At 66.4% G+C, this 20,833-nt stretch carries 22 protein-coding genes; 9 read left to right on the top strand and 13 right to left on the bottom strand.

Annotated features, from left to right (window positions below; translation table 11 throughout):
- The first annotated feature begins 5 nt into the window (after positions 1-5).
- The 3 genes from AB6806_RS28125 to AB6806_RS28115 all read left to right on the top strand — a co-directional run bounded on the left by AB6806_RS28125 (position 6) and on the right by AB6806_RS28115 (position 2,401).
- Positions 6-1,031, top strand: coding sequence for a UDP-glucuronic acid decarboxylase family protein (locus tag AB6806_RS28125; RefSeq protein WP_370956264.1), 1,026 nt, complete (start codon positions 6-8; stop codon positions 1,029-1,031).
- Complete coding sequence (locus tag AB6806_RS28120; RefSeq protein ID WP_370956263.1) at positions 1,031-1,753, top strand: TIGR04290 family methyltransferase; 723 nt, start codon at positions 1,031-1,033, stop codon at positions 1,751-1,753. The genes AB6806_RS28125 and AB6806_RS28120 overlap by 1 nt, the downstream gene beginning before the upstream one ends.
- A gap of 351 nt (positions 1,754-2,104) precedes the next feature.
- A complete protein-coding gene (locus AB6806_RS28115) occupies positions 2,105-2,401 on the top strand; it encodes a hypothetical protein (RefSeq protein WP_370956262.1) in 297 nt (98 codons plus the stop codon).
- 14 nt (positions 2,402-2,415) lie between these two features.
- On the opposite strand, the gene AB6806_RS28110 is transcribed toward AB6806_RS28115, so the two are convergent.
- A complete protein-coding gene (locus tag AB6806_RS28110) occupies positions 2,416-3,207 on the bottom strand; it encodes an SDR family NAD(P)-dependent oxidoreductase (RefSeq protein ID WP_370956261.1) in 792 nt (263 codons plus the stop codon).
- Between the two features lie 215 nt (positions 3,208-3,422).
- Here AB6806_RS28110 and AB6806_RS28105 point away from each other — a divergent pair, with 215 nt between their 5' ends.
- Both AB6806_RS28105 and AB6806_RS28100 read left to right on the top strand, forming a co-directional pair.
- Positions 3,423-3,920, top strand: coding sequence for a DUF1003 domain-containing protein (locus AB6806_RS28105; RefSeq protein WP_370956260.1), 498 nt, complete (start codon positions 3,423-3,425; stop codon positions 3,918-3,920).
- Positions 3,921-4,012: 92 nt separating this feature from the next.
- Positions 4,013-4,537: a DUF4142 domain-containing protein gene (locus AB6806_RS28100; protein ID WP_370956259.1), complete on the top strand. Its 525-nt coding sequence runs from the start codon at positions 4,013-4,015 to the stop codon at positions 4,535-4,537.
- A gap of 60 nt (positions 4,538-4,597) precedes the next feature.
- Here the strand turns inward: AB6806_RS28100 and AB6806_RS28095 are convergent, their stop codons facing one another.
- A complete protein-coding gene (locus AB6806_RS28095; RefSeq protein ID WP_370956258.1) occupies positions 4,598-5,056 on the bottom strand; it encodes an NUDIX hydrolase in 459 nt (152 codons plus the stop codon).
- Positions 5,057-5,273: 217 nt separating this feature from the next.
- On the bottom strand, positions 5,274-7,571 hold the full coding sequence (locus AB6806_RS28090) for an FdhF/YdeP family oxidoreductase (RefSeq protein WP_370956257.1): 2,298 nt from the start codon (positions 7,569-7,571) through the stop codon (positions 5,274-5,276).
- Positions 7,572-7,751: 180 nt separating this feature from the next.
- On the opposite strand from AB6806_RS28090, the gene AB6806_RS28085 reads away from it, so the two are divergent.
- Both AB6806_RS28085 and AB6806_RS28080 read left to right on the top strand, forming a co-directional pair.
- Positions 7,752-7,898, top strand: a complete 147-nt coding sequence (locus AB6806_RS28085; protein WP_370956256.1) for a hypothetical protein — start codon at positions 7,752-7,754, stop codon at positions 7,896-7,898.
- A gap of 37 nt (positions 7,899-7,935) precedes the next feature.
- Positions 7,936-8,835, top strand: a complete 900-nt coding sequence (locus AB6806_RS28080) for a c-type cytochrome (protein ID WP_370956341.1) — start codon at positions 7,936-7,938, stop codon at positions 8,833-8,835.
- Positions 8,836-8,841: 6 nt separating this feature from the next.
- Here the strand turns inward: AB6806_RS28080 and AB6806_RS28075 are convergent, their stop codons facing one another.
- The 6 genes from AB6806_RS28075 to AB6806_RS28050 are packed head-to-tail and all read right to left on the bottom strand — an operon-like array spanning position 8,842 to position 14,301.
- Positions 8,842-9,393 carry a c-type cytochrome gene (locus tag AB6806_RS28075; protein ID WP_370956255.1) on the bottom strand — a complete coding sequence of 184 codons (552 nt, stop codon included), beginning with the start codon at positions 9,391-9,393 and terminating at the stop codon, positions 8,842-8,844.
- The gene (locus AB6806_RS28070; protein WP_370956254.1) at positions 9,374-10,273 is read right to left on the bottom strand and encodes a cytochrome c oxidase assembly protein; all 900 of its coding nucleotides are present in this window, start codon (positions 10,271-10,273) and stop codon (positions 9,374-9,376) included. Before AB6806_RS28070 ends, AB6806_RS28075 begins: the two co-directional genes overlap by 20 nt.
- Positions 10,270-10,887 (bottom strand): cytochrome c oxidase subunit 3, encoded by a 618-nt coding sequence (locus tag AB6806_RS28065; RefSeq protein WP_370956253.1) that lies wholly within the window; start codon positions 10,885-10,887, stop codon positions 10,270-10,272. The genes AB6806_RS28070 and AB6806_RS28065 overlap by 4 nt, the downstream gene beginning before the upstream one ends.
- Positions 10,884-12,794 (bottom strand): cytochrome c oxidase subunit I, encoded by a 1,911-nt coding sequence (gene ctaD, locus AB6806_RS28060; RefSeq protein WP_370956252.1) that lies wholly within the window; start codon positions 12,792-12,794, stop codon positions 10,884-10,886. Before ctaD (AB6806_RS28060) ends, AB6806_RS28065 begins: the two co-directional genes overlap by 4 nt.
- On the bottom strand, positions 12,794-13,807 hold the full coding sequence (coxB, locus tag AB6806_RS28055; protein WP_370956251.1) for a cytochrome c oxidase subunit II: 1,014 nt from the start codon (positions 13,805-13,807) through the stop codon (positions 12,794-12,796). The genes ctaD (AB6806_RS28060) and coxB (AB6806_RS28055) overlap by 1 nt, the downstream gene beginning before the upstream one ends.
- Positions 13,804-14,301, bottom strand: coding sequence for a c-type cytochrome (locus AB6806_RS28050; protein WP_370956340.1), 498 nt, complete (start codon positions 14,299-14,301; stop codon positions 13,804-13,806). Before AB6806_RS28050 ends, coxB (AB6806_RS28055) begins: the two co-directional genes overlap by 4 nt.
- 197 nt (positions 14,302-14,498) lie before the next feature.
- Between AB6806_RS28050 and AB6806_RS28045 the strand changes: the two genes are divergently transcribed.
- Together AB6806_RS28045 and AB6806_RS28040 are read left to right on the top strand one after the other, a co-directional pair.
- Positions 14,499-15,479, top strand: coding sequence for a chemotaxis protein CheB (locus tag AB6806_RS28045; protein WP_370956250.1), 981 nt, complete (start codon positions 14,499-14,501; stop codon positions 15,477-15,479).
- Positions 15,410-15,886 carry a Crp/Fnr family transcriptional regulator gene (locus AB6806_RS28040; protein ID WP_370956249.1) on the top strand — a complete coding sequence of 159 codons (477 nt, stop codon included), beginning with the start codon at positions 15,410-15,412 and terminating at the stop codon, positions 15,884-15,886. Before AB6806_RS28045 ends, AB6806_RS28040 begins: the two co-directional genes overlap by 70 nt.
- On the opposite strand, the gene AB6806_RS28035 is transcribed toward AB6806_RS28040, so the two are convergent.
- Genes AB6806_RS28035 through AB6806_RS28020 form a run of 4 tightly spaced genes read right to left on the bottom strand, consistent with a single transcriptional unit; the run spans position 15,848 to position 20,833 of the window.
- A complete protein-coding gene (locus AB6806_RS28035) occupies positions 15,848-16,183 on the bottom strand; it encodes a hypothetical protein (protein ID WP_370956248.1) in 336 nt (111 codons plus the stop codon). The genes AB6806_RS28040 and AB6806_RS28035 overlap by 39 nt on opposite strands.
- The gene (gene ctaD / locus AB6806_RS28030) at positions 16,180-18,729 is read right to left on the bottom strand and encodes a cytochrome c oxidase subunit I (protein WP_370956247.1); all 2,550 of its coding nucleotides are present in this window, start codon (positions 18,727-18,729) and stop codon (positions 16,180-16,182) included. The genes AB6806_RS28035 and ctaD (AB6806_RS28030) overlap by 4 nt, the downstream gene beginning before the upstream one ends.
- A complete protein-coding gene (gene coxB, locus AB6806_RS28025) occupies positions 18,726-19,706 on the bottom strand; it encodes a cytochrome c oxidase subunit II (RefSeq protein WP_370956246.1) in 981 nt (326 codons plus the stop codon). The genes ctaD (AB6806_RS28030) and coxB (AB6806_RS28025) overlap by 4 nt, the downstream gene beginning before the upstream one ends.
- Positions 19,703-20,833, bottom strand: coding sequence for a c-type cytochrome (locus tag AB6806_RS28020; protein ID WP_370956245.1), 1,131 nt, complete (start codon positions 20,831-20,833; stop codon positions 19,703-19,705). The genes coxB (AB6806_RS28025) and AB6806_RS28020 overlap by 4 nt, the downstream gene beginning before the upstream one ends.

Below are 20,833 nucleotides of genomic sequence, written 5' to 3'. Positions count from 1 at the left end.
CGACCATGGTACGACGCGTAAGTCCCGTCACCCTTGTCGCCGGCGGCGCCGGCTTCCTCGGAAACCATCTTTGCGAACGATTGCTCGGCGAAGGCCATCGCGTGATCTGTCTCGACAATCTTCAGACGGGCTCGCTGGAAAACCTGCGCCGCTTCGAGCGCGAAAGCCGGTTCCGCTTCATCGAGGCCGATGTCTGCGAATTGCCGGCGCGGCTGCGGGCCGACTATGTCTACAACCTCGCCTGCCCGGCCTCGCCGCCGCTCTATCAGGCCGACCCGGTCCACACGATGATGACGAGCGTCGTCGGCACCCGCAATCTGCTGGAGGTCGCAAGGCGCAGCGGCGGACGGATGCTGCAGGCTTCGACCAGCGAGGTCTATGGCGATCCCGAGGAGCATCCCCAGCGGGAAAGCTATCGCGGCAGCGTCAACCCGATCGGCATCCGCGCCTGCTATGACGAGGGCAAGCGTGCCGGAGAGGCGCTCTGCTTCGACTACCGCCGCACCTACGCGACCGATGTCCGCGTCGCCCGCATCTTCAACACCTATGGTCCGCGGATGCGGCCCGATGACGGCCGCATCGTCTCGAACCTCATCGTCCAGGCGCTCAGCGGCGCACCGCTGACGATCTATGGCGATGGCGAGCAGACCCGTTCCTTCTGTTATGTCAGCGATCTGATCGAGGGACTGTGCCGGCTCATGATGGTCGACCCCAACCCCGAAGTCCCGGTCAATCTCGGCAACCCCGACGAGTATACGATCAATGCCCTGGCCGACCTTGTGCTCGACCTGACGGGCAGCGCCTCACGACCGGAGCGCCGCCCGCTCCCGGCCGACGATCCGCAATGCCGCAGGCCCGATATCAGCCGGGCTTACGACGTGCTCGGCTGGGCTCCGAGGACCGGCGTCGTCGAGGGCCTCGCCGCGACGATCGCCTGGTTCGATGCAAGCTCGGCCATCAAGCGGCCGGTGGCGCCGGCATGGCCGGCCGCCGTCGGCCTGAAGTCCGCGGCGGCGGGAGGTGCAGGCTGATGAATGCGATGCCCGACGACAAACCCGCAGCCGCGCTGCGCAGGCGCATGGAGGCGCTCGGGCCCTGGTTTCACAACATGGAGCTCGACGGCATCGCGACGGCGCCGGAGCATTTTCTGGGCGACTACCCGCGTTTCAAATGGCGAACTTTCGCCCACTTCGTCCCCGCCGACCTCTCCGGCTGGCGGGTGCTCGATATCGGCTGCAATGGCGGATTCTATTCGCTTGAGATGAAACGGCGGGGGGCCGAACGGGTAATCGGAATCGATGCCGATCCGCGCTATCTCGCCCAGGCTAGGCTCGCCGGAGAGGTTCTGCGCCTCGCGGTCGAATGGCGGCAAATGTCGGTCTACGAGCTTGCGGATCTCCGCGAACGCTTCGATCTCGTCCTCTTCATGGGCGTGCTCTACCACCTGCGCCACCCGCTGCTCGCCCTTGATCTGATCCGCGAACATGTCGCCGACAAGCATCTGATCTGCCAGTCCCTGTTGCGCGGGTCGGACGACGTCACACCATCGCAAGCCGATTATCCGTTTCAGGAGACGGCCCTGTTCGCCGATGATGCGGCACCGCGCCTGCACTTCATCGAACACAGCCTCGCCGGCGATCCGACCAATTGGTGGGTTCCCAACCGCGCCTGCATGGAGGCGATGCTGCGCAGCGCGGGTTTCGCGATCCAGGCGCCGCCGGCAGGCGATGTCTATCTCTGCCGCACCGCATGACGGCAACGAAAACAGGAAAGGCATGGCGCGCCCTGAAGGCCGCCGAAGCCCGCATGTCAGGTCCCGCCCCGCATTCGCCGAACCATGCTCCTCATGCCGCGTAGAGCTACCAGGTAGCCGGTAGCTGGAGCGCGCCATGGATGACTGTCCCGCAGACTCAAACGATGAACCGACCAATGAGGGATCGCCGGCTGCGAAGGCGCTCGCCAGGATGGACGAGGCGCTCGCCAGCCTGCGTGCCCGGCGCGCTGCAGTGCAGGCGGCGGAGCCCGGCAAAGCCGATCCAGGATTCGGCCATAGCCAATCGCTGGCAGCGAAACACCCATGCGCAACACAAGGCGACAGCTCGTCATGAACACCGCCAATCTCCAGCTGGAAGGCCTGCTCGTCGCGCTGGCAGAGCTGTCGCGGCTCCTGGTGCAAGCCGGCGCCGTGTCGCAGGAGGCGATCGAGGAGGCGCTTCAGAAGGCCGAGCAGGCGGTCCATGCCGACGAGGCGCGGACGCGCCAGCTGAGCGACAGCCAGGTCGATGCGATGCTGTTTCCGATCCGCTATCTCGCGCTCGCCGGCAAAGCCGGCGGCGAGACCCAAAGCTTTGCCGATCTTGCCGCGGAAATCGGGCGCCTCAAACCCGATCGCGTGCCATGAGCAGGCGTCGTCGCTCAACGCTCGCCAGAGCCGGGTTCGGCCATCTTGCGGTGCTGCTCGGCCAGGATTCCGGCGGGTGTGACGTTGGCCAACGTGGTCTGGAGCTTGTTCTTCCAGCCGCTGACGACATCGGCGTCGCCGCGCATCAAAGCCTCAAAGCCCGTCTTGGCGACCTCCGCCGGATCGTCTTTCTCCTGCTGGCCGACAGCGGTGTCGAGCATGTCGGCGCGGCGGAAGAATTCGGTCTCGGTCGGCCCCGGCATCAGGCAGGAGACGACGACTTCTGTGTCTTTCAGCTCGTTGCGCAGCGCGAAGGCAAAGCTGTCGATGAAGGCCTTGGTGCCGTTGTAGACGGCCTGGAAGCTGCCGGGCATGAATCCCGCGATCGATCCGGTAAGCAGGATCTTGCCAGCATTTCGAGCCCGCATGTCATTGCCGATCCTGTGGATCAGATAGACAGTGCCGGTGATGTTGGTGTCGATGACGCGGCGGAATTCATCCACATCCTGATCCAGAAAGCCGCGTCCGAGGCCGCGTCCGGCATTGGCGAAGAGAGCATCGACCGGCCGGCCTGTCGCAATGACGGCATCGTACAACTGATCAACGCCGTCCAGTGTCGCGAGATCGGCCTCGACGGCGACCACCATCCCGCCAAACGCGCCGAGCTCCGCCGACGCGCCGTGAATCTGTGGCTCGTCGGCGGCGACGACGAGGTCGAAGCCCTCTCGCGCGCAAAGCCGCGCAAGCTCAAGGCCGATGCCCGAGGAGGCACCGGTGACAACCGCAAGCTGCCGCCGTTCGGTCATGTCGATCTCCGGATATCTCAAGTCTGAGTCGCTGAAGCCAACTGCGGCGCGACCGGGCAGTTCCGGGGTACGAAGCCCCGCATCGGACGGAACGCCGTCGGCGCATGGCTCTTGATGTCCGGAACGCCTTGTCGGCCGGGCGGAGGATGGGCATCGTGCGAACAGCCGAGACTGAGACGGATCGATCCAGCGCAAACCCGGAAGCGGCGCGGCCCATGGCCTCGGTCTTGCAGCGCAATGTCGGTGCGATGGCGCGGGTGGCGGCAAGGCAGGCAGCCCAATCGGGGTGGCAGCAGAAGATCGCGGAGGCGATCACCCGCTTCGCCGGCAGCATGACCTTCGTGTACCTCCATCTCGTCGGCTTCGGCATCTGGATCCTGGGCAATCTCGACGTGCTGCCGCAGATCCGGCCATGGGATCCGAGCTTCGTGATGCTGGGGATGATCGCCTCGGTGGAGGCGATCTTCCTGTCGACCTTCATCCTGATCAGCCAGAACGCGATGTCGGCCGCGGCCGACCGGCGCGCCGAACTCGATCTTCAGGTCAACCTGCTGGCCGAGCACGAGGTTACGAAGCTCGTCGAACTGGTCTCCGCCGTCGCCGAGAAGCTCGGTGTCGAGGCGCCGGCGGCCACGGAGCTCGAGGAGGCGAAGCAGGACGTCAAGCCCGAGATGGTGCTGAGGCAGATCGAACGCCCTCAAAGTTTTGACTGAGCACAGGCAGGAAGCGATCGAATGAGGGACCTGATCGCAGAACGGCGGGAAGGGATCGACGTTGTTGCCGAAATCCCATCAGGAGAACGATCATGGACAGACGACACGCATTGGGCGGGCTTGCACTGCTCTCACTTCTGCCCTCGCGGCAGGCAGGCGCTCAAACCATATCGCAGAACGGCCCGAATTCCGTCGAATCCAGGCAGATCATGGACACACTGGCGACGGGAACGGTTTCGCTGGAAACCAGCCGCATCGCGATGACGAAGGCTGCGAACCCGATGGTGAAGCGCTTTGCCCAGTTCGAGGTCGCGGAGCAGGAAACCATCGCGATGGTCCTGAAAGGCCGCGGCAATCTCGGCGACAATCCGCCCCCGCCGGCAGACCCCAAGGGCGAGGCGATGCTCAAGGCGCTGCAGGCGAAGACCGGCGCCGAATTCGACCGGGCCTATCTCGACGGACAGGTCGAGGGCCACCAGCGTCTCCTGCAGATCCAGGAGAGCTATCTTCAAGCCGGCAAGGACGAAGCGCATCGCGGCATCGCCATGCTTGCCCGCGGGCATATCAAGGAACACCTCGCCAACTTGGATATGATCCTCGGGGCGATGCCGGGTTGAGCCCGGCTGGTCCCACATCCGTCAAATCGAGGGTGCAGCTTGGCTGCACTCCAGCCCGGCTCAGCGCTGCAGCCTGCCCGCTAGCAGGAAGCTCTCTCGGCCGAGCATCTGGCCGATCACATCCTGCAGTTCGGGCTCCTGGACGCGCTCGACGGCCTCTTCGAGCGAGACCCAGCAATTCGTCCGTTGCCCCTTTTCTCGCCAGTTCGACAGCATTCGCGTGACCGACAAGACGAAAACGACCACCTCGACCAACTCCCAGCCGAATTTGAGCCTTTTCCAATAGCGGTAGGTTCCGATCGGCGTCTTGTCGATGTCGCCGAGCAGGCCGGCTTCTTCCCGCGCTTCCCGCGCGGCCGCGTGCCAGGCTGCAAGTCCTTTCATCGGCCACCCCTTGGGAATGAGCCAACGCCGTGTCTCCCGGCTCGTGATCAAGCAGATCTCGACGGAGCCGTCAGCGGATCTGCGCAGCGGCAGGCTTGCGACCTGATGGCGAAGTCCGGGTTGCTTGCGCTTCATTCTCTCGCTTTTCATTGCCCGACCGTAAAATCGTCGAGACGATCTCTGACCCCTGTCTCGCGGAGCCGACTGATCTCTGGAGGTGAGCACCGCGGGTGGGACCTGTGAGGAGCTATGGCAACAACCGACGCGGGTGGCCGGTTCCACGCGGCTTCGGCCTCCCAAACATGTGACGGAGTCAGAAACGGTGCGCTTCCCGGGGGAGCATTGGGCCGGCTCAGCCCGGACCGACCGCTGCAAGAGCAATCCTGACCGGAACCGCCTTCGCCGCGGGAACCTTGCTCTTCTGCGCATGCTGCCAGAGCGGGATCAAAGCGTTGCATTCCGGATAATAGCCTCCGCAGCAGCCTTCCGGAATGTCGTAGGCGACGGCCTGGAAACCCGAGATGCGACGCTCCCGGCCATCGCCCGCCGCGCTGCTGAGCACAAGCTGCGCGCCATCGGCGATTCCGAGCCGGGCCATGTCCGCCCGGTTCATGAACACGACCATCCGTGTGCCTTCAACCCCGCGAAACCTGTCGCTGTAGCCGTAAACGGTCGTGTTGAACTGGTCATTGCTGCGCAGCGTGATCAGCCGGAGCACCTCACCGCCCGGCTCGCCTTCGAAATGAGCCGACAAGGCCGAAGGCAGCTTGAAATTGGCCTTGCCGGACTGGGTCTTCCAGACCCGCTTGGCGGCAGGGAGATTGCGCGAGAAGCCGCCGGGTTCATCCATGCGAGCGTTGAAATCGTGGAAGTCCGTCGGATAGGTCTGCGCGATCAGGTCGCGAATGAGACCATAATCGGAAACCCAGGCGTCCCATTTGAGCTTCGGGTTGGCGGCCAGCGTCGCCTTGGCGAGCTCGGCGATGATCCTCGGCTCGGACAGCAGCGTTTTGGCCGCCGGCTTGCGCAACGCGCGCGAGGCATGGATGCGCGCCGTGCTGTCTTCGATCGTCACGGTCTGCGGCCCGGACGCCTGCTCGTCGATCTCGATGCGGCCGAGGCAGGGCAGGAGATAGGCGATCTCGCCATTGACGAGGTGCGAGCGGTTGAGCTTGGTGGCGATCTGCACCGTCAGGCGCAGATCGCGCCAGGCCTGCTCCATCGCCTCGCGCTCAGGCACGGCGCGCACGAAGTTGCCGCCGAGGCCGATGAAGCCCCTCACCGATCCGTCGAGGACCCCTTCGCAGGTCTCGACGGTGTTGAGACCTTTTTCGCGCGGCGGTTCGAAATCAAACAGCGTGGCGAGGGTGTCGAGCGGCACGAGCTCAGGCTTCTCCGAGATCCCGACCGTGCGCTGGCCTTGCACGTTGGAATGGCCGCGCACCGGGCAGATACCGGCACCGGGCTTTCCGATGTTCCCCTTCAGCAAGAGCAGGTTCACCAGGGTCTGGACGGTCTCGACGCCGCGCTTGTGCTGGGTGAGACCCATCCCGTAGATTCCGATCGCCGCCTTCGCCTGGGCGTAGATCGACGCTGCCGCCTCGAGCTCCGCCTGGGGCAGGCCCGAATGAACCTCGATGTCGGGCCACGCCGTGCTGCGGAGCTGGGCGATGAAATCATCGAAACCATGCGTGTGTTCTGCGATGAAGCCGGCGTCGAAGACGCGCTTGCCCGTGCTGCGTGCTTCCGCCTCGTCGAGCGCCAGAACCGCCTTGCACAACCCCATAATCGCGGCGATGTCGCCGCCGGGAAGGACCTGGTGATAGCTTGAGCTGATCCGCGTCTCCGCGCCGCTCAGCATCTCCAGCGGACTTTGAGGATTGAGAAAGCGCTCTAGGCCGCGCTCACGCAACGGATTGAAGGTGATGATCGGAACACCGCGCCGGCTCGCCTCCTGCAGATGATGCAGCATGCGAGGGCTGTTGCTGCCGACATTCTGGCCGAAGAACAAGATGCAGTCGGTCTTGTCGAAGTCCTCCAGATGCACCGTGCCGACAGGCACGCCGATGCTCTCGGGCAATGCGACCGAGGTGCTCTCATGGCACATGTTGGAGGAGTCGGGCAGGTTGTTGTTGCCGTAGACCCGGGCGAAGAGCTGGTACAGATAAGCCGCTTCAAGCGAAGCCCGGCCGGAGGCGTAGAACACGACGGATTTCGGCGCCAGTGCTTTGAGCTCTGCTCCGATTGCCGCGAACGCCGCCTCCCAAGTGACGGGGAGGTAACGGTCTGACGCTGGATCGTAGCGCATCGGCTCGGTCAACCGGCCCTGGATCTCCAGCTCGTGATCCTCCCATGTCAGGAGTTCGCTGACGCTGTGCCGGGCGAAGAAATCCCGGTTGACCCGCCGGCGGGTCAGTTCGGCGAAGGTCGCCTTGGCGCCGTTCTCGCAGAATTCCGCGACATGCGGCTCGGCCGGCTTGGCCCAGGCGCAGCTCACGCAGGCGAAACCGTCCGGCTTGTTCTGCTTCGGCAGCGCCGCGAGCGCATCGGGAACAGCCGCCTGCGCGACCGATTGCTCGAACAGCGCACGCACCGAGCCCCATCCGCCGGACGGGCCGTCATAGGGTTTGATCTTGGGGATGCGGCGCATCTGCTCGTCCTCTGGGGCGCTGCCTCAACGCTTGCGCCATCTGACGAACCAGCCGCCGAATTGACCGGTTCCCACCAGCGCCATCCCGCTCCGACGGTTGGGCAACACCTCGGCCAATGTGGAACCGTCGCTCGATCCTCCCGTTCATTTTGAAGAGGCAACTTGGCGGGGAGCAGCGCCATGATCGAGGATTGGAGCCCGGTCGCCTGGATCGTCATCTGCGCGATTCCTGTTGGGCTGGTCATGATCAGCATATGGACCGGCACGCGCGGATCGCGAGCCATGCTCGACAAGCCGAGCCGTGACGACCCGCGCGATCCGCTCTAGCCTGCCTGTGCCGCTCGCAAAGCGCCCTGGCCTCTGGCTGGCGCTGGGGACGGCAGCCATCTGCCTCGCAATTGCCGTTGCCTGGATCATCACGGCACCGAGGCCGGCTTTCTCGGCGCAGGACGCGGTCGCATTCGAACCGGCGGGCGATTCCGAGGCTGGACGGCTCGTCTTCGCCGCCGGCCAATGCGCCTCCTGCCACGCGTCGCCGGGCCAACCCGACCGTTTGTTGCTGGGGGGTGGCCTGGCCCTGTCTTCGCCCTTCGGCACCTTCCGCGTGCCCAACATCTCGCCCGATCCCGCCGACGGAATCGGGCGCTGGCGGACGCTCGATCTCGCCAATGCCCTGATCAGCGGCGTCTCGCCCGCGGGCGAGCATTACTACCCGGCCCTGCCTTATCCGCATTACACGCGGATGCATCTGGGCGATCTGCGCGACCTGATGGCGTATCTGCGCAGCCTGCCCGCGGCTCGCGGACGCCCGCCGCCGCATGACCTCAGTTTTCCATTCATGGTTCGGCGCGGCGTCGGCTTCTGGAAGCTGCTGTTCTTCGATCGCTCGCCGCCCGCGCCGGAGCCCGGGCGTGACGAGGCCTGGCATCGCGGGCGCTACCTCGCCGAAGCGCTGGGCCATTGCGCCGAGTGCCACTCGTCCCGCAACCTGTTCGGCGCAATCCGGCCCGAGACGCGCTTCGCCGGTGGGCGCGATCCCGAAGGCTCGGGCTTCGTTCCCAACATCACGCCAGCCCGGATCGGTTCCTGGACGCAAGGCGAGCTTGCAGAGTTCCTGGCCAGCGGCCGTACGCCCGATGGGCGCATCGTCGGCTCGTCGATGGCCGACGTCGTCACCAACACCGCCATGCTGCCCGAGCGCGACCGGCTCGCCATCGCAGCCTACATCAAGAGCCTGCCGTCGCGCCCCACGCCATCGCCGTAAGGCCGCTCAATGGGCGTAGAGGAAGGCTGCCACGTCGCGCGCTTCCTCCGGCGTGATCCCGGTCGCCGGCATGGCGGAGCGGGGCGACAGGCTCTGCGGCGAGACGATCCAGCGCACGAGATTATCGGGTGAATTGCGCGCCGCTCCGCCGATGAAGACACGCTGCGCGAAGGCGTCGAGGGGAGCTGCAACCTTGCCGTCGGCGCCGTTCAGCGCGGATATGGTATGGCAGCCGCCGCAGCCATAGCGGCGCAGCAGCGCCGGAGCGCGCGCGGGATCGCCGCCGGTCAACGCATGCCCGATGCGGTCTGCCTGCCACGAAGACTGCAGGAAGACAGCGCCCGTGCCGGCAGCGCAGACGAGCAGGACGGCTCCGGCGAGCAATGCCGGCCTGCCGAGCCGACGCGGGGAAGGCACTGGCTCGAGCGCTTCACCGGCCGCCCTGGAGGCCCTGTCACGCTTGCGCGCAGCCTGACGACCGGTGTAGCGGCCGAGCACATAGGCTGCGCTCACCAGGGCGAGCGGCAAGAGCCGGATCTCAAGCCTGCCGAGGCGCATCGCGCTGCTCCCCTCGACGACCCGAGCGCCCGATCCACCGCGCAGCGAAAACCAGCGCAGCCCCGGCATAGACGGTGCCGGCCGGCACCCACATCACAAGTCCGGCAAGCTGCTGATCCTCCAAAGGCGTGAGCCCGAAGCGGGCCGCCTGCGCCGTCTGCAGGCTGTAGAGCACCCGGGGCGACAGCGCGATCAGCGCGCCGAGGATCGTCATATGCATCATGGTGACGAAGAGGTGCCAAACCGCCAGACCGGCATCGCAGCGGCGCAGCACCGCCCACCAGAACATCACGCCGGTCAGGATGAAACTGAGATGCTGCAGCCGATGAAGCAGGACGTCGGCGACGGCGGCATCGAAAAGCAGCGGCACATGCCAGATCCAGAGCGCCAGCCCATGCAGCACGGTCGCATGGCTCGGCCGCGTCAGCACCTCAAAGCAGCGCCGCGCCCATGGTTGGCGCATGGCCCGGCCGATCGCGTGCCGCAGGCTTGCCGGGAAAGCCCAGAGCAAACCAGCGGCGGGACGCGCCAGCACCAGAAGCGGCGCCGCGACCGCGATCACGATCTCATGCTCGATCATATGCGCGGTGAAGAGGTGCTCGCCCCATTCATGCAACGGCGAAACCAGCGCTGCAGCGAGGCTGAGCCAGCCGAGGGCATAGGCGCCGGCCTGCGGCAGCGTCACGCCATGGCCAAGGCCGACGCGATGCCAGAGCCGGGCAACGCCGATGGCATAACTCGCTCCGGCAAGCGAAAGCGGCAGGACGATCCAGGGATCGAAGGTCCAGCCCATGCCGGCGGCATGCAAGTCGGAGCCGTGCGCCAGCGCGTCACCCGCACCGACAACGGCGATCATCGCAAGGGCAGGGCTTCGTTTCACAGATAAGATATCCCATAGATGCAGCCATAGATCGGAAGCCAGGTCAGAGCGACGAAGTTCCAGTACAGCGCATTGTCCTGGACATCGCCGAAGCGGCGCCGGTTGTCGCCGTGCCGGGTGAACATGATCGCCAGCAGCACGAGCGTATCGACGACATCGGTAGCGAGATGCGTCGTGTGCAGGCCGAGCAGCAGCCAGAGCGTCGAGCCATAGGCGTTGCTGTCCCACATCACCTTGAGCGCCGGAAACTCGTAGATTCGCAGCACCAGCGGCGCGATGCCGAGCACGCTCATGACGACCAGGCCGATGCGGACCTTGCGCAGATCGCCTTCGCCGGCCCAGCGCGCGACGAAAAGGTTCGGCACCAGGCTGACGAGCAGCAGCAGCGTGATCCAGCTGCCGGGGCCGGGGTCGGGCAAGGCGCCGGCTGGCGGCCATTGCGGCGCGAGGCCAGCCAGATAGAAATAGACCGCGATCACCAAGGCGAAGCCCGAGCCCTCCAGGAGCATGAAGGCCATCGTGCCCCAGAAGGTCGGGCTTGCCCGTCCATGACCGTGCATCGGCAGATCCGAGAGATCGGCGACGACGCGCTCCTTGAGGCCACGGCCGGTCATGCCTCGTCCTCCGGATCGCCCTTGGGCCAGAACCAGCCGATCAAGGTCGCGGCGACGGGGAACGCGCCCCAGACCACAGCCCAGGGTGTGAAGATCGAGCCGATCAACAGGATCGACGTCGTGACGGCGGCGAGCAGCGGCCAGATCGAGTTGCCGGGCGAGGCTTCGCGGGCTTCGGGCGTCGCCTCCGCGACGCTGCTGACGATGAGCTCGCGCCGGTCGACCCGCAGGCCGCAGGCTACGGGCAGGCTCTCCCGCTCGCGCCAGAGCGGGTTGGCGTCGATCACGACCGGGATGCGGGCAAAATTATAGGACGGCGGCGGCGATGACGTCGCCCATTCAAGCGTCGCAGCGTCCCATGGGTTGTCGCCCGCCACCGGCCCGCGCCAGGCGCTCCGGATCGCGTCGACGGCGAAGACGACGAAGCCAGCCACCAGGATGGCGCTGCTCGCGCTGACGAAGAGGTTCATGCCGCCCCAACCCATCTCCGGCGGGTAGGTGTAGACGCGCCGCGGCATGCCCTGGAGCCCGAGCAGGTGCATCGGGAAGAAGGTCAGGTTGAAGCCGACGAAGATCAGCCAGAACGACCAGCGCCCGAGTCTGTCGCTCATCATCCGGCCGGTGATTTTCGGATACCAGTATGTGGTCGCGGCCAGCAGCGGGAAGACCGCGCCGCCGACGAGCACGTAGTGGAAATGCGCCACCACGAAATAGGTGTCGTGCACCTGGGTGTCGAAGGGCACCGAGGCGACCATGACCCCCGTCAGCCCTCCGATGACAAAGGTCACGATGAAGGCGATGATGAACAGCAGCGGCGGTTTGAAGATGGGTCGGCCGTCCCACAATGTCGCCAGCCAGCAGAAGATCTGGACGCCGGCGGGAATCGCGATCGCCGTGCTCGACGCGGTGAAGAAGCTTTCCGCCAGGCGCGGCAGCCCGGTCGTGAACATGTGGTGGACCCACAGGCCGAATGAGAGGATGCCGGTGGCGATGAAGGCCAGCACCAGCGCCAGATAGCCGAAGACCGGCCGGCGCGCGAAGGTCGGCAGGATGGAGGAGACCATCCCGACCGCCGGCAGGAAGATGATGTAGACCTCCGGATGGCCGAAGAACCAGAACAGATGCTGCCAGAGCAGCACGTCGCCGCCCGCCGCCGGGTTGAAGAAATGGGTCCCGACCAGGCGGTCGAGGATCAACGTCGTGCTGGCCACCATGATGGCCGGCATCGCCAGGATGATCAGGAAGGAGGTCACCAGCATCGCCCAGACGAAGAGCGGGATTCGATCGAGCGACATGCCCGGCGCGCGGTGCTTGAAGACCGTCACGACCAGGCTGACCGCCACCGCCAGCGCCGCGATCTCGGTGAAGGTGATCATCTGAGCCCAGATGTCGGCCCGCTTGCCGGCGCCAAATTGCGGGCCCGACAGCGGCACATAGGCGAACCAGCCGACATCGGGACCCATCTGCAGCACAAAGGCGACCCAGAGCAGGATGCCGCCGGCGAGGTAGATCCAGTAAGAGAAGGCGTTGAGGCGCGGAAACGCGATATTGCGTGTGCCGAGCATCAGCGGCACGAGATAGACCGCAAAGGCCTCCATCACCGGCACGGCGAACAGGAACATCATGTTCGAGCCGTGCATGGTGAAGATCTGGTTGTAGAGATCGGGGCTGACGAGCCGCGCCTCCGGCCGCGCCAGCTGCAGCCGCATGACGACCGCGAGCGCACCTCCGAGCACCAGGAAGATGAAGGCCGTGACGATGTAGCGCCTGCCGATCAGCTTGTGGTCAACGGTCGTCAGCGCCCCCCAGAGCCCAGGAGGGGTCTGCCATGTTCGGGCAAGCTGTGCCTCCAGCACATCCCGCGAAAGGGCGCCGTCGCGGGTATCGGGCGCGAGTTCGGGTATCATCAGCGTAGCCCCGCCATGTAAGCCGAAACCGCCCTGAGCTCGTCCCCGCTCAGGCTCACCATCGGCATGGCATTGCCCGGCTTCATCGTCTGCGGGTCGGCGATCCAGGCCGCGAGCGAGCCGCGCGTGGTTTCGACGAGGCCGGCGGCGATCATGCGGCGGCTGCCGACATGGGTCAGGTCCGGGCCGAGCCTGCCGCGGGCCTGCGTCCCCCGCACGCTATGACAGGCCGCACAGCCCCGGCTCATGAAGACGGCGCGTCCGGCCTCCTGCTCTGCGTCGGCGGGAGCGGCAGCCGGCGCGCGCTGCCGCGCCAGCCAGGCCTCGAAAGCCTCGGGCGGCTGCGCGACGACCAGGAACGCCATATGGGCGTGCTGCACGCCGCAGAATTCGGCGCATTGCCCGCGATAGACGCCCTCCCTCCGCGCCGTGAAGGTCAGCGCGTTCTGCCGCCCGGGGATCATGTCCTGCTTGCCGGCAAGGCTCGGAACCCAAAAGGAGTGGATCACGTCGGCGGCAACGAGCTCGACCCGGACGGGCTGCCCAACCGGCACATGGATCTCATTGGCGGTGACGACGATCTCGTCGGGCGATTGCCCGAGATAAGTCACCTCCCACCACCACTGGAACGCGCGCAGCCGGATCACCAGCGGCTCCTGCGCAGTAGCGTCGGATTTGCGCGTGGCGATGAAACTCAGGGCCGTGAGCGCGACGAGCGTCACAGCGGTCAGCGCAACCGCGCTGCCCACAGCGATGGACATCCGCCGCTCGACCCGCTGATCCAGCGCCAGCGGTTGCGGCCGCAGCGGGCGCCTGCGCCAGATCGCGCAGGCCAGGACGAGGACAACGAGCAGCCAGACGACACCGCAGATCAGGACGATCACGCCGATCAACTCGGCGAGCGCCTGGGCCTGCGGGCTGTGAGGATCGAGCGCCGACTGCCAGCCCGCGCAACCGGCGGCCGGCAGCGCGGCGAGTGTGACAACGCCGATGTGCCCGGCGCGGCTCCTCATCGGCTGGACTGCTGCGTCACGGTCACCGCCGGGGCGCGGTTCTCGGCCGGGCGCGACGGCGGCTCGTCATTGCGCCCCGGCGCCGCCGTCTTGCCATCATAGCTGCCGATCGCCTGGACATAGCCGGCAAGCTGCCAGATCTGCTCGGTCGTCAGAACATCGCGAAAGGCTGGCATCCCGCCCGGGCGCCCGTCGCGTACCGAGATCACGATCGAAACCATGCTCGGGCCGTAGCGCCAGCTTCCATCGAGGAAGGACGGCCCCGCGCCTCCTTCTCCATCGCCATGGCAGGCGCGGCAGCCGAAGCCGGCATAGAGCCGCTTGCCCTGGCTCAGCTGATAGGCATTGGTCTCATAGGGCTTGCCGAGCGCTAAATAGACCTCGGGCGGCGCGCCGGAAATCCGGTTCGGCATGGCCGCCACGGCATCCATCGCCTCGGCGAAAGCGGGCGCCAGGCGGGGCTCGCGCTCCTCGCGCTGGCAGGCGGCCGCCATCGCGGACAATGCTGCGACCGCCACGGCGAAACCTGTACGCTGGATACGCAAACCCACCCCCGCACTGCGATCGGCCGTCCCGGAGACTGCGGCGCAGGACCCGGAACTCGCTCGACGGCCACGACATCAACGCGCGCTCGCAGCGATGGTTCTGGCAAATCTTGCGCATCATTGCGTGGCCGCACGGATCCAAAGCTTTGGGACCGTTCCACGGGGAAAAAGGGCCGGTCATCACCGCTGGAGAAAGGGGCCGTGACGAAGACCGCCGAGATCGGAATTCGGCGTCTGCATTTGCGGCTGCTTCCCTCATAATATGGCAACCGGTCTCTACCGCCTTCATTGCCTGTCGAGGCTGTTCGCCCAGGGCGGCCCAGATGACTGAGATGACGCGTTTTCCCATAGTCGGCGTCGGCGCTTCAGCCGGAGGCATTCCGGCGATGGAGGCGCTCTTCAAGAACCTTCCCGCCACGCCCGGCATGGCGTTCGTGGTGGTCACCCATCTCAGCCCCGAGCGCGAAAGCCTGCTTCATGAGGTGGTGGAACGGTATACCGAAATGGCGGTCGTCATCGCCGATGACGCCATGAAGGTCGAGCCCGACCATATCTACGTCATGCCGCAGAATGCGGTGCTGACCATCAAGGACAGCGTCCTCGCACTCCACCGTCCTCAACCGCCGAACCGTGAGCGCAAGCCGATCGACATGTTCTTCAGCGCCTTGGCCGACAACCAGCATGACTATGCCGTCGGCATCATCCTATCGGGCGGCGACGGGGACGGCACGCTCGGCGCCAAGGCGATCAAGGAAAACGGCGGCCTCGTGCTGGCCCAGTCCGCCGACGGGTCGGGACCGCGCAATCCCGACATGCCGCAAAGCGCCATTGCGAGCGGCGTCGTCGATATCGCCGTTGCCGCCGAGGAGATGGGTGACAGGCTGGTCGCCTTCGCATCGGGTTCCGGCGTGCTGGAGCCTCTGGCGGATGACGACGACGACAAGAGCCGCTCCGAGGACGTCGACCGTGCCGCGATCTATGCGATCCTGCACAGCCACACGGGGCATGATTTTCCGGCTATAAGACGAAGACCTTTCTGCGCCGGGTCAGACGGCGCATGCAGATCGGACAGCTCAAATCACTGTCGGGCTATATCGAGCTCCTCCGGACAAGCCACGTCGGGGTGAACCACGTCACCACGGAAGAAAAGGCCCTTCTCTCATCCGCTCAATTTCGCCATCTCGGCTTCGCACGCGGCAAGGAGATCGTCGCAGCCAAGTCGCGGCCCGGCGAGAGCTGCCTCATGATCAAGGGCATCTCGGGTCGCGAGACCGTGACGCCCGACGGCAAGAGGCAAATCAGCGCGCTTCACATCGCCGGCGATTTCGTTGACCTGCACAGCTTCGTCCTGAAACAAATGGACCATGCCGTCATCGCGCTCACGGATGTCAGGGTCGCGTTCATTTCCCATTCTGAACTTCGTCGCATCATCGACCTGTCGCCCCATCTGGGCCGACTGTTCTGGCTGCTCACCACTATCGACGGAGCGAGGGTGTTAGAGAAAATACCCGCAGGCCGGCAATGCGAGACCTGAGACGAAGACAAGCCCGATCGCCAAAAGCGACAGGCCGTCCAGCGCCAGGGCTGTTTGCGCGAGGAAGCCTCGAACGCCCTGGCTCCGAAGCGCCCGCATCTGCCTGGCGGCATGCATGACGAGCGCCAGAGCTGCGGCGACGCTCGCAGCTGCAAGGAGAACGGTGTGCGCATACCCGGCGGAGCTCTTGCACAGCTGCGACTCCAGGCCATAGACGACGATGAAATGTAACGCCCAGACAAGCGGGCCCAACATTGCCGACGCAGCCTGGCGGATCCGGATGGCGCGACCGGTCACGGCGACACCAGGCGTGGAAAGCCATGAGCCAGGATCAGGCCGAACGCGGCCTGCCCGATGGCATAGGCCCAGAACAGCGCGAGATTGTCGAACACGACCCGCCGGATCGCGGTCAGCCGGCCCGCGACCGCACGCGTGATCGCAAAGCCCCCCATGACAGCGACCGACGCCGAGATCTGGAGCTGCAGCGCGGCATTGGCATAGACCATCGCGCCATAGCCGCTGGCCTGCGGCCGCAGCCCCACGCTCCATTGCGACAGGGCGTCTACGGCGAGCGCCGCCAGAAGCGCGACGATGCCGAGCGCGACGAGCGCAGCAAATCCGGCTCGCGGCAGCTCGCGCCGCTTCGACAGACGGTGCGCACCCAGCAGCATCCCCGCGCTTGTCGCCAACAGTCCCCCAGCGGCGAGCGGGCCGGCCAGGCTGGAGAGCGCGGAGGCATCGGGCCAGCCCTGCGACGAGACGGTCCAGAGATAGAGATAGCCGAACAAATAGGAGAGGTAGAGGGCGGCGGCGACCAGTATCAGGACCACCATCGCCCACCAGCTATGCGAGAGCGATCCCGACGCGTAGGTCGGCAGCACGATGCCGCCACCGATATCGACCGGCTCCGTCGGAGCCGGGTCGCTGCCCCACATCCAGACGATGATGGCGACGATGGCGAGCACGCCGCAGCTTGCCGCCAGGAACACGGCCTTGACCGTCAGCAGCAGGAAGAACCCGGCCGTGAAGATCGCAGCCGCGACATGCGCCCAGCCTGGGCCGCTCAGCCGCATCAGATATTGCGGCTCCGCCTCGACCGGCGAGGTCACGATCGTCTCGCGATAGCCGGTCGCGCTGCCGGGCAGATAATAGCGCCCGGCCTCGACATCGCGGGCCAGGCCCGGCTGAGTCCAGAGCGGATCGCGGCTATCGACGCGGGGCGTGCTGCGCGCCGCGAAATCATGGTTCGGCAGCCATTCCAGCGTATTGGCGCGCCAGATATCGCCGGCCGGGCTGCTGCGCGTGAGCCGCATGTTGCGGGCGACGTCGACCAGGAAGACGAGCACGCCCGCCCCGATCATGAAGGCGCCGGCAGTCGAGACGAGATTGAGCACGCCCCAACCCATGCCTGCCGGATAGGTATAGACGCGGCGCGGCATGCCTATCAGCCCGGTGACGTGCATCGGCAGGAAGGTGGTGTTGAAGCCCACGAAGACCAGCCCGAAGGCCCATTTTCCGAGGGTCTCGGAGAGCGGGCGCCTGCTGAAGGCCGGCGTCCAGTAGTAGATCGCGGCGAACAGCGGAAACACCATGCCGCCGAACAGCACGTAATGCAGATGCGCGACGACGAAGTAGCTGTCATGGGCCTGCCGATCGAACGGCACCATCGCCACCATCACGCCCGTCAGTCCGCCCAGCGTGAAGATCAGCAGGAAGCCGATGACGAAGAGCGAGGCGACGGTGAGCTTCAGCCGCCCGGCCGCGATCGTCGCGATCCAGGCGAAGACCTGGATGCCGCTGGGTATCGCCACCGCCATGCTGGCGGCAGAGAAGAATCCCAGGGATCTCGCCGGAATGCCGGTGGTGAACATGTGGTGGACCCACAGCCCGAACGAAAAGAAGCCGACAGCGATCAACGCCACCACGATCAGCCGGTAGCCGACCAGCGGCGTCCCGGCCATGGTCGGCACGATCATCGAGACCATGCCCGCCGCCGGCAGGAAGATGATGTAGACCTCCGGGTGACCGAAGAACCAGAACAGGTGCTGCCAGAGCAATGGGTCGCCGCCGCGCTCGGCGATGAAGAAGGGCCAGTCGAAGGCCCGCTCCAGCTCCAGCAGGATCGTCGCCAGAATCACCGCGGGAAAGGCGAAGACGATCATCCCGGCGAAGATCAGCATGGTCCAGGCGAAGATCGGCATCCGCGCCAATGTCATGCCCGGCGCCCGCGTGCGCAGCACGCCGACGATGATCTCGATCGCGCCGGCGATCGCCGAGATCTCGATGAAGCCGATGCCGAGCAGCCACCAGTCGGCGCCGACACCGGGCGAGAAGCGGACACCGGTCAGCGGCGGATACATGAACCAGCCGCCCGACGGCGCGACGCCGAAGAACAGCGTGCAGAAGAAGACCAACCCGCCGACGAAATAAGCCCAGAAGGCGAAGGCGCCGAGCCGCGGGAACGGCAGGTCGCGCGCACCCAGCATCTGGGGCAGCAGCAGCACGCCGGCCGCCTCGACCGCCGGCACCGCAAACAGGAACATCATCACCGTGCCATGCATGGTGAAGATCTGGTTGTAGGTCTCCTGAGGGAGGAAATCATTGCCCGGCGAGGCGAGCTGCAGCCGCATCAGCAGGCCGAGCACCCCCGCCAGCAAGAAGAACAGGAAGGCGGTCGCGACGTAGAAATAGCCGATGACCGTGTTGTTGACGTCGCTGACGATGCGCCAGCCTCTGGGCCCGGCCCAGATCCTTTCAAGCGTCGCAAGTTCGTCCGCCGGGCGCGGCAACGGGTTCGGCAAGCCATCGTCGCCGGCCGGATCCGGGCTGCGTGGGGCGCTCATTTCAGGCCCGCCAGATAGGTTGCCAGGGCACGCAGCTCGTCCTCGGTAAAGATGCGGAATTCCGGCATCTGGTTGCCGGGCTTGATCGACTGGCCGCTGGTGATGAAGCGCGCAACATTGTCCGCCGTATTGGGAAGCGTCGCTGCGGCAAGGAAGCGCCGCGCCCCGATGCGCGAGAGATCGGGCCCGATCGTGCCTGCGGCAGGCGTGCCGCGAACGGCATGGCAGGCCCCGCACCCCGCCGCCTGGAAGAGTTCGCCGCCACGGCTGCCGCTGCCCCCTGCCGCCGGCGCCCCGGCTCCGCTCCGCAGCCAAGCCTCGAAATCGGCGTCCGGCATGGCAACGATCTCCAGCGCCATCAGCGCATGCGGCCCGCCGCAATATTCCGCGCATTGGCCGCGATAGATCCCGGGCCGTTCCGCCTTGAGCCTGAGCGTATTGGCGCGGCCGGGTATCATGTCGAGCTTGCCGCCGAGGCTCGGCACCCAGAACGAATGGATGACGTCGGTGGAGCGCAGCACGAGGTCGATTTCGCGTCCGACCGGAAGCCGGACCTCGTTGGCCTCGGCGAAGGACTGCCCGTCGCTTCCGGCATAGGTGACGCGCCACCACCATTGCTCGCCGGTGATGTCGATGCGCAGGGCAGCAGGACGATCGCTCGCGATCGTCTCGCGCATCAGCCAGACGCCGTAGCCGAGCAGCACCGTCAGCGTGACCGCGGGAAAGATGATGCCGCCGAGCCTGACCGCGTTTTCGGATCGCAATGCATGACGCGACCGCTCCGATCCCCCGATCGCCAGGAACAATGCGGCGCAGACGATCAGCAGGACGGCGGCCGCGCCCGCGAACAGGATCCAGCTCAGCAGGGCGACGCGGCTCGCCTCGTCGCCGGCCGGCGCCAGCGCGGACTGCATCTCACTGCAGCCCGACAGCGCGAGCCCGCTCGCGCCGATGCCGACCGGCGCGCGCCACGTCATCGGCCGGCCTCGCGGCCTGCCCCATCGGCGGGCGCCAGGCTGGAGAAATACGCCGCAAGGTCGGCGGACTGCTCCGGGGTCAGCCGGCGCGCGATCGGCGCCATGATCGCGCCGGTGGCGCTGCGATCGTTCAGGCCGGCACGCCAGACGCGCAGTTGGCCTTCGAGATAGCGCGCCGCCTGGCCGGCCAGGCGCGGATAGGGCGAGAGAGCCTGGGGACCATGGCAGCCCAGGCAGCTCGGGATGTCGCGCACGGGGACGCCGTCACGCGCCAGCGCCTCGCCGCGCGCGACCGCTTCACCGTCGACGGAAAGCGCGACACGCACACCAGGCGCAGGCAGTCCGGCATAATAGCGCGCGAGCGCATTGATCGCGCGGTCGGACAGGCCCGATGCCGCCATTTGCATGATACCGCTGGGACGCTCGCCGGCCGCATAGGCTCGCAAGGCGCCCGCAATCATCGCCTCGGGCTGGCCGTGCAGGAGCGGCACAAGCCCGCTCGTCGGCCGCTGACCGGCGCCGTGGCAGCGCGCGCAGGCGTCGACGGCGTCGGCCTCGGTCCGGCCGGTCGCGATGGCAAAGCCGTCCGGCGGCTCGATCTCGACCTCGCCTAGCGCCAGCGCCCGGTACCCCTTGCGATCGAGCGTCGGCAGGCGGCGCAGGAAGGCGACCAGCGCCCACACCTCATCCTCGCGCTCGAGAACGGGCCATCCGGGCATGCCGGCATATTTCAGGCCGTGCCTGACGAGCCAGAACAACTCGCCATCACGCCACAGCCCGACCTTCTCCGACAGATCGGGCGGCGGCGGCAGCATGCGCGCAGCGACTGGGCTGATCGGCATGCCCGGAGCACCGTGGCAATAGGCGCAGCCGCCATGGAAGTGGCCGGCGCCCAGCCGGATCATGTCCTCGTCGTCCCGGCTTGGAAGCGTCGCATCGGGCGCGCGCGCCTTGACCGAGTTCTCCATGCCGAAGCGCAGGATGTGATCGACGATGCGGAAATGCCCGGTGCTTGCCGCGACGTTGTAGACGCCGAACCAGGCAAACAACGTCGCCCCGACCAGGCCCGCGCCGATGAGCGCCAGCACGGCGCCGATCACCCGGCGCCAGCTGGCGAACAGCCACAA

The sequence above is a fragment of the Allobosea sp. RCC_152_1 genome (assembly GCF_041360765.1).
In the GTDB taxonomy this organism is placed as follows: domain Bacteria; phylum Pseudomonadota; class Alphaproteobacteria; order Rhizobiales; family Beijerinckiaceae; genus Allobosea; species Allobosea spartocytisi.
Note: the sequence above shows the minus strand (reverse complement) of the source record. Positions and strands in the feature narration are given on the sequence as shown.

Bases quoted from the DNA above. Each gene is read 5' to 3' on its own strand.
- coxB (WP_370956246.1), bottom strand. From the start codon at position 19,706: ATGACGTGGCGCGCGCCGGTCGGCATCGGCGCGAGCGGGCTCGCGCTG.
- ctaD (WP_370956252.1), bottom strand. From the start codon at position 12,794: ATGATACCCGAACTCGCGCCCGATACCCGCGACGGCGCCCTTTCGCGG.
- AB6806_RS28110 (WP_370956261.1), bottom strand. From the start codon at position 3,207: ATGACCGAACGGCGGCAGCTTGCGGTTGTCACCGGTGCCTCCTCGGGC.
- coxB (WP_370956251.1), bottom strand. From the start codon at position 13,807: ATGAGGAGCCGCGCCGGGCACATCGGCGTTGTCACACTCGCCGCGCTG.
- AB6806_RS28095 (WP_370956258.1), bottom strand. From the start codon at position 5,056: ATGAAGCGCAAGCAACCCGGACTTCGCCATCAGGTCGCAAGCCTGCCG.
- AB6806_RS28085 (WP_370956256.1), top strand. From the start codon at position 7,752: ATGATCGAGGATTGGAGCCCGGTCGCCTGGATCGTCATCTGCGCGATT.
- AB6806_RS28075 (WP_370956255.1), bottom strand. From the start codon at position 9,393: ATGCGCCTCGGCAGGCTTGAGATCCGGCTCTTGCCGCTCGCCCTGGTG.
- AB6806_RS28050 (WP_370956340.1), bottom strand. From the start codon at position 14,301: ATGGCGGCCGCCTGCCAGCGCGAGGAGCGCGAGCCCCGCCTGGCGCCC.
- ctaD (WP_370956247.1), bottom strand. From the start codon at position 18,729: ATGAGCGCCCCACGCAGCCCGGATCCGGCCGGCGACGATGGCTTGCCG.
- AB6806_RS28120 (WP_370956263.1), top strand. From the start codon at position 1,031: ATGAATGCGATGCCCGACGACAAACCCGCAGCCGCGCTGCGCAGGCGC.
- AB6806_RS28125 (WP_370956264.1), top strand. From the start codon at position 6: ATGGTACGACGCGTAAGTCCCGTCACCCTTGTCGCCGGCGGCGCCGGC.
- AB6806_RS28065 (WP_370956253.1), bottom strand. From the start codon at position 10,887: ATGACCGGCCGTGGCCTCAAGGAGCGCGTCGTCGCCGATCTCTCGGAT.
- AB6806_RS28100 (WP_370956259.1), top strand. From the start codon at position 4,013: ATGGACAGACGACACGCATTGGGCGGGCTTGCACTGCTCTCACTTCTG.
- AB6806_RS28115 (WP_370956262.1), top strand. From the start codon at position 2,105: ATGAACACCGCCAATCTCCAGCTGGAAGGCCTGCTCGTCGCGCTGGCA.
- AB6806_RS28040 (WP_370956249.1), top strand. From the start codon at position 15,410: ATGCAGATCGGACAGCTCAAATCACTGTCGGGCTATATCGAGCTCCTC.
- AB6806_RS28090 (WP_370956257.1), bottom strand. From the start codon at position 7,571: ATGCGCCGCATCCCCAAGATCAAACCCTATGACGGCCCGTCCGGCGGA.
- AB6806_RS28105 (WP_370956260.1), top strand. From the start codon at position 3,423: ATGGCCTCGGTCTTGCAGCGCAATGTCGGTGCGATGGCGCGGGTGGCG.